This window comes from Shewanella sediminis HAW-EB3, assembly GCF_000018025.1.
Classification (GTDB): Bacteria; Pseudomonadota; Gammaproteobacteria; order Enterobacterales; family Shewanellaceae; genus Shewanella; species Shewanella sediminis.
The window spans coordinates 2510211-2521213 of sequence record NC_009831.1; the positions used below are offsets into that span (position 1 = coordinate 2510211).

At 46.9% G+C, this 11003-nt stretch carries 8 protein-coding genes and 1 riboswitch; of the genes, 5 read left to right on the forward strand and 3 right to left on the reverse strand.

Going from position 1 to position 11003, the window contains the following annotated elements; genetic code table 11:
• Positions 1–8: 8 nt before the first annotated feature.
• Entirely contained in the window at positions 9–1835 is a 1827-nt protein-coding gene (gene edd, locus SSED_RS10800) for a phosphogluconate dehydratase (RefSeq protein ID WP_012142416.1), read from the forward strand.
• A gap of 17 nt (positions 1836–1852) precedes the next feature.
• Positions 1853–2494, forward strand: a complete 642-nt coding sequence (locus SSED_RS10805) for a bifunctional 4-hydroxy-2-oxoglutarate aldolase/2-dehydro-3-deoxy-phosphogluconate aldolase (protein ID WP_012142417.1) — start codon at positions 1853–1855, stop codon at positions 2492–2494.
• Positions 2495–2584: 90 nt separating this feature from the next.
• Here the strand turns inward: SSED_RS10805 and eco are convergent, their stop codons facing one another.
• Positions 2585–3154, reverse strand: coding sequence for a serine protease inhibitor ecotin (gene eco, locus SSED_RS10810; protein WP_012142418.1), 570 nt, complete (start codon positions 3152–3154; stop codon positions 2585–2587).
• A 366-nt stretch (positions 3155–3520) separates the two neighbouring features.
• Here eco and dmeF point away from each other — a divergent pair, with 366 nt between their 5' ends.
• The 3 genes from dmeF to SSED_RS10825 all read left to right on the forward strand — a co-directional run bounded on the left by dmeF (position 3521) and on the right by SSED_RS10825 (position 6408).
• Entirely contained in the window at positions 3521–4546 is a 1026-nt protein-coding gene (gene dmeF, locus SSED_RS10815; protein WP_012142419.1) for a CDF family Co(II)/Ni(II) efflux transporter DmeF, read from the forward strand.
• 30 nt (positions 4547–4576) lie between these two features.
• Positions 4577–4996 (forward strand): MarR family winged helix-turn-helix transcriptional regulator, encoded by a 420-nt coding sequence (locus tag SSED_RS10820; protein ID WP_012142420.1) that lies wholly within the window; start codon positions 4577–4579, stop codon positions 4994–4996.
• 380 nt (positions 4997–5376) lie between these two features.
• Positions 5377–6408 carry a diguanylate cyclase gene (locus SSED_RS10825; RefSeq protein ID WP_012142421.1) on the forward strand — a complete coding sequence of 344 codons (1032 nt, stop codon included), beginning with the start codon at positions 5377–5379 and terminating at the stop codon, positions 6406–6408.
• A gap of 78 nt (positions 6409–6486) precedes the next feature.
• Here the strand turns inward: SSED_RS10825 and SSED_RS10830 are convergent, their stop codons facing one another.
• Positions 6487–9177, reverse strand: a complete 2691-nt coding sequence (locus SSED_RS10830) for a bifunctional acetate--CoA ligase family protein/GNAT family N-acetyltransferase (protein ID WP_012142422.1) — start codon at positions 9175–9177, stop codon at positions 6487–6489.
• A gap of 431 nt (positions 9178–9608) precedes the next feature.
• Positions 9609–10550, reverse strand: a complete 942-nt coding sequence (gene yegS / locus SSED_RS10835) for a lipid kinase YegS (RefSeq protein WP_012142423.1) — start codon at positions 10548–10550, stop codon at positions 9609–9611.
• A 264-nt stretch (positions 10551–10814) separates the two neighbouring features.
• Positions 10815–10988, forward strand: a riboswitch (cobalamin riboswitch).
• The last annotated feature ends 15 nt before the right edge of the window (positions 10989–11003 follow it).

The window sequence follows — 11003 nt, forward strand, 5'->3', positions numbered from 1 at the left end:
GAGATATTATGCACGCAGTCGTACAATCTGTTACCGACAGAATTATCGCTCGCAGTAAAGAAACTCGGGCTAAATACCTGGCCGCACTCGATGAGGCTAAGCTTAATGGGGTACACCGTAGTTCACTGAGTTGCGGAAATTTGGCCCATGGTTTCGCAGCCTGTCAGCCCGATGATAAACAGTCGATTAAAGCACTGACTAAAGCCAATATTGGCATTGTGACGTCATTCAATGACATGCTGTCGGCTCATCAACCTTATGAAGCTTATCCTGCACTGCTTAAGCAGGCTTGCGCCGAAGTGGGAAGTGTCGCTCAGGTTGCCGGTGGCGTTCCCGCAATGTGTGATGGCGTGACACAAGGTCAGCCAGGCATGGAGCTCAGCCTGTTAAGTCGTGAAGTTATCGCCATGTCTACGGCGGTGGGCTTATCTCATAACATGTTTGATGGTGCCTTGTTACTGGGGATCTGTGACAAGATCGTCCCAGGCCTATTGATTGGCGCCTTAAGTTTTGGTCATCTTCCGATGTTGTTTGTTCCTGCGGGCCCGATGAAATCAGGGATCCCGAATAAGGAAAAGGCTAGGATCAGACAGCAATTTGCGCAAGGTAAGATCGATCGTAAAGCCCTGCTCGAAGCTGAATCTCAGTCTTACCACAGCGCCGGAACTTGTACTTTCTATGGGACAGCTAACAGCAACCAGCTAATGCTGGAAGTGATGGGACTGCAACTGCCTGGTTCATCCTTTGTTAATCCTGATGATCCGCTCAGAGAAGTACTCAATAAAACTGCCGCTAAACAGGTTTGTCGTTTAACCGAGATGGGCACCCAATATACGCCTATCGGTGAACTGGTTAACGAAAAGTCGATTGTAAACGGTATCGTGGCATTGCTTGCGACCGGTGGTTCTACAAATCTCACTATGCATATTGTTGCCGCTGCTCGCGCTGCAGGCGTGATTGTCAATTGGGATGATTTCTCTGAGTTATCAGATGCTGTGCCATTACTGGCTCGGGTTTATCCTAATGGACATGCCGATATCAACCATTTCCATGCCGCAGGCGGGATGGCGTTTTTGGTCAAAGAACTGCTTGATGGTGGGCTGCTACATGAAGATGTCAACACTGTCGCGGGCTACGGATTGAGACGTTATACCCAAGAGCCAAGATTAATTGATGGCGAAATCAAATGGGTCGACGGTCTGGGCGAAAGTCTGGACAGTGAAGTGTTGACTAAAGTTGAGACTCCATTTCAGGCGAACGGGGGTCTCAAGTTACTTAAAGGTAACTTAGGCCGTGCAGTGATCAAAGTGTCAGCGGTTCAAGAGGCTCATCGTTTTGTCGAAGCCCCAGCGGTTGTCATCGACGATCAAAATAAGCTTGAGGCTATCTTCCAAGCCGGTGATTTAGAAAAAGATTGTGTCGTTGTGGTCAAGGGCCAAGGTCCGAAAGCCATTGGTATGCCGGAACTGCATAAGCTCACCCCTATTTTGGGAACCCTGCAAGACCGCGGTTTCAAGGTCGCGCTTTTAACCGACGGACGTATGTCTGGTGCGTCAGGAAAGGTCCCTGCGGCTATCCATCTGACGCCGGAAGCGCTGGACGGTGGTTTAATCGCTAAGGTTCAAAATGGTGATTTAATCAGAGTCGATGCCTTAACCGGTGAGCTGACATTGTTAGTCGCCGATGAAGAAATTGCAGCACGAGAAGCTGAGAAAGTAGACCTGAGAAGTACGAGTTATGGAATGGGTCGAGAGTTGTTTGGCGCATTAAGATCAAACTTAAGTAGTCCGGAAACTGGTGCACGCTGCACCAGCGCTATCGATGAAAACTATTAATAAGGAAGAATTACGCAATGCTTGAGAATAACTGGTCGTTACAACCACAAGATATTTTTAATCGAAGCCCTATTGTTCCTGTTATGGTTATCAATAAGATTGAAGATGCCGTGCCATTAGCCAATGCACTCGTTGCAGGTGGAATTAGCGTACTCGAGGTGACGCTGCGTACACCTTGCGCTCTGGAAGCGATAACCAAAATTGCCAAAGAGGTGCCCGATGCCTTAGTCGGTGCCGGTACGATTCTGAATGAAACACAGTTGAAGCAGGCGGAAGAAGCCGGCGCTCAATTTGTTATCACACCTGGTGCAACACCGAGTCTATTGAAGGCCGCTATGGCGGGAAAAATCCCTTTGATTCCTGGTGTTGCCAGTATATCTGAAGTGATGACTGGTATGGCATTGGGGTATACCAATTTTAAGTTTTTCCCGGCCGAAGCATCGGGTGGCGTAAATGCTCTTAAGGCATTCTCAGGTCCTCTTGCGGATATTCGCTTCTGTCCAACGGGTGGCATTACACCTAGCAGTTACAGAGATTACCTGGCGCTTAAAAATGTCGATTGTATCGGTGGCAGCTGGATAGCCCCATCGGATGCGATGGAGCAGGGTGATTGGGAGCGCATTACACAGTTGTGTAAAGAAGCGATCAGCGGTATTTAAATAGCGCACAGTCTTGATCCGGAATCATCTTTCGGTTTCCATTGCGTACAGAAAGGCTATCCATTCGGATAGCCTTTTTATTGCTTATTGCTAATCGATTAGCTTAGAGGTGTTGAAACCAGACTCAACACGCCAGACTCTATATCTGATTTCACTCCCCTGTGGAAGATAAAAAACCTCAGGTAAACGGCTGTCATATCTTATTTTCAGGTTACCGGGGATCTGTAAGAAAGCCTCTTTCTTCGCGATGTCTAAGCATGCCATCATGGTACTAGGTCCATCGGTGATTTGATTGACCCTATAGAATTGATACCCCCAGCCCTTAACTGAATCCTGTGTCAGTTCTCCCGATAATCCATGTTTATTGCAGTCAACCATTCTGGTCTGCCCTATCTGTATCTCTACCATATAATTTTCTTCATCATCGAGTGGTGGTAGCGTGAGGATATGTTGCTCCATGCCTTCAGCGGGAGCCGGGAACATCTTAGAATCTTCGTGAACCTGATAATTGGCCGCGTTATAGGTTTGCGACGTGATCATATTTTGATTAAGACCGCTCGGATGCGCCGGACTCGTCGCTAGTACGCTAAATGAGAGAAGTGATACAGCTAAGGCCGAAGTGGTGATTGCATGTTTTATCGTTTGTCTGATTATTGTCATTATTAAGTTCTCCAAAAGAGCAGATAGCTGCTTAAGTATCATTAAGCCAAAATAGCATTAAGCCAAAATGATTACAGGTAAATTGAATCAGTTAACCCTATAAACGGTTCAGTTTGAGAAAAGGGTTAAGTTTTTTTGAGAAGTCAGACACGTAATGAGGATTATTTCTATTTAACAATATACTTTGATTATCAAAGTATATTACTATTAGTTAAGTTTGGCATTCAAACTATTTGATGTTCGAGATATATTGATTCGAGACTATTTGGAGTTCGAAGTTTTACATACCACTTCTGGCTCAACTTCAGACTCAATTTGAGCCTGGCGACGAAAAAACTAATTAACTAAAAGATCTATAGGGATGATATGAACAGCAAGTCTCACTCCATTCAGGCCTGGCAACACCAGCACCAGTTTGCCAATATCAACAATGATGGCGAGCGTAATACCCGCTATGTGCTGTACCTCACCTTGATCACTATGATTGCGGAGATCGCGGCCGGTACAATCTATGGTTCAATGGCGTTACTGGCCGACGGCTGGCATATGGGGACACATGCGGCGGCATTTATGATCACGCTATTTGCGTATCGTTATGCCAAAAAACACGCCAACAATCCGAATTTTACTTTTGGTACCGGAAAGGTCAGCGTCCTCGGTGGCTTTACCAGCGCTATCGCCTTAGGACTCGTGGCTCTGATCATGTTGGTAGAGTCTGGTGTACGAATATTTAATCCGCAGCAGATCCAATTTAATGAAGCGATCATGGTTGCCCTGATAGGATTGACTGTCAATGTGATCAGTGTATTTCTGCTAAAAGATCACCATAGTCACGACCATGGACATGGCCACGATCATGGACACTCTCATAGTCATCATGAGCATTCTCACTGCCATCATGAGCATACTGAAGCACACTCAGATCATGAGAATGATTCATCGAAAGAGGGGCATCATGATCATAACTTGCGTGCGGCTTACTTTCATGTCCTCGCCGATGCGTTAACCTCAATATTGGCGATCTGTGCACTCTTGTTGGGTAAACTTTACGGCTTGAATTGGTTGGATCCCGTGATGGGTATAGTCGGTTCGGTGATTATCAGTCGTTGGGCGTGGAACCTGTTAAGGCAGACTGCACCTATCTTGTTAGACACCAGCATCGAAGATAAGTATAAAAACAAGATAGTGGCAGAGATAGAGTCGGTGGAGGATCATCAGATTGCCGATCTGCACATCTGGCGTGTCAGTGCAGATCATTATGCGGTTGCGTTATCGTTAGTGTCCCATAAGCCTAAAGACGCCGACTATTTTAAGTCTAAACTTAAGAAATTTGATCGCTTGAGCCATTTGACCATTGAACTCAATACCTGTCGTCAGGCAGAATGCACTTAACGAGTATGTCATTAGAAATAAGAGAGTGTGATGAAGTCTACAGAAGATAAACTTAACCATGTGATGGTTGAGTTTTATGAAAAACTATCTTCCTGGGAACAGGCGGTAGTTAAAGACAAAGGCTATTCATTACCCTTGGTGCATACGGTGGAAATTCTCGGAGGACACGGTCCGATGAGAATGAAGGAGCTGGCAGAGAAGATCGGGGTGACAACCGGTACTTTAACCGTGCAGATAGACAAGATGGTTAAGTTGGAACTTGTTACCCGAAAACCTCACGAGTCAGACAGGCGCTCAATTCTTGTTGAACTTACGAGTCAAGGCCATGAGCTGTATGAGGAACATGATGCGCTTCATCTTCAGCTTACCGGCGAACTGACGGCTAAGTTTTCCGATGAGGAACGTGCCCAGTTTCTCAGTTTTTTGCAACGGGTCAATGCTGAGTTTTAACCTGTTTCATTTTTCGGGCCGATACTCCCCAAAGGTATCGGCCTTCACTCAAATAGGTTACCGACAGTTCATCCATAACTCCTCCAGTTTTTTGCCGCAGAAGCTAAATTTGGCTGCCATCCTCTTGCTTAAGAAAAATTCTTGATTTAACCACTTTACTATCATAGGTATACAAAAGAATGTGCTATATTGTTATGAATTGTTGGTTGATTTGTAACTAAATATGATTGATGTGGGTGGTGGAGGCGATTTTTTATTCAGGGTGAGAAGAGTAAATAAAGGAAATTAATTCAAAAAACTCATGGGTATAGTGAACAGGTAACAGCGCAGTTACCTATCGGTGAGTTAAAACAATAACAACATCCCTTTGGCGGTGAAGCATGAACTTAGCTAAACATCTCTCAGATACTGAAGTATCGGCAAAAATTCTCAGGCATGCGGTGCCTAAGATGTCTGAACACAATATTCCCGTAACACCAGATAATTACGCCGTATGGTATGAATATTACCTTGGAATTAATCTGGACTTGAAGCGGGCGATAGACGGTTTGATCTCAAACGGCATCTCCTTTAGCACAGAGGTTAATGCAGGGTTATATAAGAATTTTATTCAAGAGCAGTCGTCTGAAATTATTGAAAATGTTCAGATTGAAACTCAGATCCTGATTAATAATCTATTGACGAAAATCAGTCAGATGAACAGCGGCACCGCCAGTTTGAATGATACTCTTTCCGAATTTCATCAAGATCTAAAACAGAGCCCTGACGCCGATGTGTTACAGAAACTTGTCGATAGCCTGGTCGATGAGATGGACAATGTCATTAGCAGTAACAAGCAGATGGAGGCGAGCCTTAATGCGATGAGCAGTGAGGTAAACTCATTGAAATCTGAGATGGAAAGCCTCAATGTCCTGGCTCTGACAGATCAACTGACCTCTTTACATAATCGTCGTGCTTTCGAAGAGGAAGTGCTGATACACATGCAGCGTTTAACCAAGACTCAAGAATCCAGCTGTTTATTGGTCATCGATATCGATCACTTTAAGCAGTTCAATGATAATCATGGTCATGTTATTGGTGATAAGGTGTTGACGTATATCGCCTTAGCCTTAAATCAAGCTGTTAAGGGAAGCGACTTCGTAGCCAGATACGGGGGGGAAGAGTTTGTTGTTCTGCTCCCCGATACTGAATTGGCCGATGCCTTGATCGTTGCCGAGCAGTTGCGCAGTAAAATTGCCGATCGAAAATTGACGGTAGGAAAAGATAAAAAGCTCTCCTTAGGCTCGATTACTGTGTCTATAGGCGCAGCGACGCTTAATATCAGTGATGACAGAGAGAGTTACTTTGTCAGAGCCGACGAAGCCCTGTACCGTGCTAAATCATGCGGTAGAAACTGTGTAAGAAGTGAGTAGCATCTTTTTTAAGACGAAGGCTCCATCGGAGCCTTCGTTTGATAACAGTAACAAATAAACTTTAACGTTTGAGTTTGCTTATCTCAATTTCATATCCATCTTGATCAGATGTTCTTCCATATCGAATGTGACCGTAAAACCTAACCGTTTGGCTAAGTTAGCCATGCTACGATTTTCGAACATGGTAAATCCGGTAAGTACCTGGGTATCATTGCCTTTGTAGTAGGTGATTAACTTTTCAAGCAGCAGCTTGCCCAGTCCTTGTCCCTGATGATCGCTTCTGACTGCCATGGCAAACTCGGCCTCGGTATTATCAGGATCGATAGAGGCTCTGATCGCCCCCAGTGTTATCTCTTCGCCGTCATCACCTTTAGCGGTAGCAATAAAGGCCATCTCGCGTGCATAGTCAATCTGTGTCAGTACCGCCATCTCTTCATGGGTCATCTTAGAGCGAACGCCAAAGTAACGCTTGTATCTGTCTTCGTCGGATAGGGAGTTATCGAAGGCCAAATGTTTAGGTTCATCCTCAGGCAAAATGGGTCTGAGCATGACATCCCGACCATTCTTTAGGGTGGCTGCTTGCTCCAGCTCTTTGGGGTAGGGCGATATCGCTAGCCTGGATGCATTGTCCACTGGTGTGTCGTGGAGCTGAATATTGACATCGAGAAGCGTGACGTTTTCACCTGCGCACAGCACAGGGTTAAGGTCGAGACTGGAAATTTCGGGACAGTCAATTATCAAATGAGAAATCTGAGTTAACATGACACACAGGGCGTGCATGTTTAACCCTAATGGAAGATGTCGGTCTCGTAACTTCTGTGTTTTTAGCGCCTGGATCACCATATAGCGGGCAAGCGTCATATTCAATGGGGGAAGTGCTACCACCGCATCTTTAGTCGGTTCCCATTCTGAGCCGCCTTCACCCAGTAAGATCGCCGGTCCAAAGACGGGATCGTTAATGACTGCAACCCGGATCTCCTGTGCACCCGCGGTTAATGCCATCTTCTGTACTATCAGCCCCTCAAGTTTGGCATCGGGGTTGGTTAATAGTACCCGTGATCGGATAGCCGTTGCCGCCTGGATCACTTCATCTTCGCACGTCAGGTTGAGCATTACGCCATGCACATCTGATTTATGGTGTATGTCTGGCGACTGAACCTTGACTGCCACCGGATAGCCAATCTTATTGGCCACAGTCACCGCATCTTCCGGGGTGTTGGCGACATAGGTGTCGATAGTATTGAGTCCATAGGCACTGAGGATCTCCTGAGACTCATGTGTCTCAAGAATCCTCTTACCTAGTCCAAGCGCCTTAGCGAGTCGTGCTCTGGCTTGTTCTGCATTGGTAGGAATATTATCCGGTATAGATTGGGGGACCTCTTGCAGTAATTTCTGGTTTCTGCGGTACTCGACCATATGCATAAATGCACCGACGGCACCTTCGGGTGTTCTATAGGTCGGGATCCCTGTTCGGTTAAAATGTTTTCTGGCCGGATACGCCGAATCTTCACCACTCCAGTTGGTGAGCACGTTGACCTTGTTCCTCTTAGGATGCTTGGCAACCATCTCTACGAGTGCATTGGCTATTTCGACACTGTCCCCCAGCGCCGAAGGGGAATGTAGCACCAGGATCGCATCGGCGTCATCGCTGTCCATCATTATCTCAACCGCTTTGGTGTAGCGCTTAGCATCGGCATCCCCGCCAATATCTATCGGGTTTTGACCGGACCAGGTTGAGGGAAGTAGCTCATCGAGTAAGTTTAAAGTATTGCTGTTGAGGCTGGCAGATTTTCCACCACCAAGCATGAGTTGATCCAGGGCGAGTACTGCGGGTCCGCCGCCGTTGGTGACGATAGCGAGTCGCTCACCAAGCAGAGGGGAGGAGTGGGCGAGGGTTTCGACGGCGGCAAACAGTTCGATAAGATCGTTGACTCTGAGCATTCCGGCACGCCTGAAAGCGGCTTCATAAACGGCATCGTTACCCGTTACACCACCTGTGTGGAGTTTAGCGGCGTTTGTGCCCTCTAAGCTACGACCCGATTTGATCACCAAGATGGGTTTATTGCGTGAGGCGGCCCGAGCCGCCGACAGGAAGTGACGTTTTTCATTAATGGAATCGACATAGAGCATGATTGCGTTGGTTCTCGAGTCCCGGCCCAGATAGTCCAGCAGCTCGTCGAAATCGATATCGGTCGCATCGCCTAATGAGATAAACGAAGAGAAGCCGATCCCCTTATTATTGGCCCAATCGAGTACGGTTGTGCATATCGCCGCCGATTGGGACACAAATGCAATTTTGCCGGGCAGGGCACTGGCATGAGCTAGGCTCGCGTTTAAGCCGAGGTTTGGCAGCATCATTCCCAGGCTGTTAGGACCCAGTATACGCATGCCATAGCGCTTCGCATTGAGCCGCGCCTCCTCCAGGAAACTTACTCCTTCATCGTTGAAATGGCTGGCCATGCCGGAGGCCATTATGATGGCCACTTTACAGCCAAACTGAGCCAAGGTTTCCACGACACCGGGTACACGAAAAGCGGCTGTACAGATGATGGCCAGATCGGGTTTTAGGGGGAGGGCTTCGATATTGGGGTAGGCGAGTACGCCGAGTACCGCTTCATACTTAGGGGTTACCGGCATGATGGGGCCAGAAAAGCCACCTGCAAGCAAGTTTTTCATCACCACGTTACCTGCACGTTTTTCGGTATTGGAGGCTCCGATAATGGCGACAGATTTTGGTTTAAACAAAGTATGCAGTGTACGTTGACTCATTCACTTTCCCCATCGATAGGCATAGCTATGAGTGTACCTGATATGTAGAATAAATCTCCTTAAATTTAGTAGGATAATTAGACTGTTTACACTCATGTGCCGCGTTAAGTGCCGCCGAATCGCCTAGCCCTCATACCGGGTCTGTATAATCGCAAATATTCAGGGTGTTGAAATAAATTGATAGCCGAGATCAAGGCTGAGCCCTATATTTTGCGGGGGGTCTTAGAGTTAAGATCTGTCACTGAGTGACATCTTAATGACTCTTGTGTGAAATAAAATGATTTTACAAATGTGTCAGTCCGGTTGCGCCTGTGGGCCGCAAATAATAATTGCCATCAAGACAATCATTATCTTTGGCAGGCGCCGGGCGTACCGGGTGTATTAGTCATCGAGTTATCTAACTCTGGGCTAAGCTTAACGGCCTGGCATTACTATACGCTTGTCATTAAGATTGGAGTGTCATCGGGTAAGACAAGCTTTATCGCCGCCGGCAGAATAGAAAATTTGTGTTTTATATCACTGGTAGGTTCACCGTCCAGATTGACGGGAAGAGGCTGTGTCGATTGTATCTCCACTTCCGTTGCCTGAAAACGTTGTACATACTCACCATCCAGGGTCGGGTCCAATAACTCATCGACAACCTGTTTCAGCGCGGTTGGCGGGAAGTGCTCAAGCAGTAATACATCCAGCAGACCATCATTGAGATAGGCATGAGGGGCTAGCTGCTGCCCGCCGCCGGCCATACGACCGTTACAAATCGCTCCCATCAAGCCTGCTCCCTGCACAGAGAGCAAGTTTCCATCCACTCCCCTGGCGGTGACTTTTCCCTCGTAAGGGGTGAACTTCATTGCCTGGAGTAAACCTGAGATGAAATAGGCTTGTCCGCCTAACAAGTTTTTTAACTCGACAGGGGTTTCAACAGTTATCTGTGCACCAAAGCCTGCCGAGGCGACGTTGATGAAATACCTGCCGTTGGCCATAGCCAGATCGATACTCTGAGCCGTGCCATTAACAGCCAGTTCCAGTGCCGCATCAATTTGAGTTGGGATCCCGCACGCCGTAGCAAAATCATTGGCGGTCCCCAGAGGCAGTATCGCTATTTCTGGAAGTAGAACGTCCTCTGAGTTGGCGTTGTCGAATCGCCTGGAACGTTTAGCGAGTGTATCGGCTAACTCATTGACCGTACCGTCACCGCCTCCGGCAATGATACGAGTCACATTCAGGTTTATCGCTTCATCGACGAACCTGGCGACATCACCCTCTTCCCAGGTACAGCGCACTAAGAGATCGTGTCCCAGTGAACGTAACTGATAAACAGATTGGCGGATCTCTGCAAGGCCGGCTTTCTTACCGTTCAAGATCAACATTTTCATAGTGGTTTCATCACTTTTAACTGGTGTATTAAAGCCTACTACAAGCGAAGGGATTTTACAGTCGCGAACTACTTCTGAACTGATAAATGCTTTAATTGTTAATAAGCTTATGTTTATTGGATGATTATCTTTGCTGCTATCGAATAACTTGGTTGATAAGCGTACTCATCGATGCTGCAATTAATTAGAGCAAGATCCCACTTTACTCCCTCTGCTGATTTTACTGTGAAAAGTCACAGTGAAGCTCAGATCAGTTTCATTATAAAATTTTAACATTATCAGGGAGCCGCACGGCTTAAAGGGGAACCGGATGTAAATTCCGGACTGTACCCGCAACTGTAACTGAGGAGCTAGCTGCAAAGCCACTGACGGTAGTCGGGAAGGCGCAGCAAGCATAGATCCAGGAGTCAGGATACCCGCCTTGATATTGCAGCTGTAAAACTGGGCGGGCGC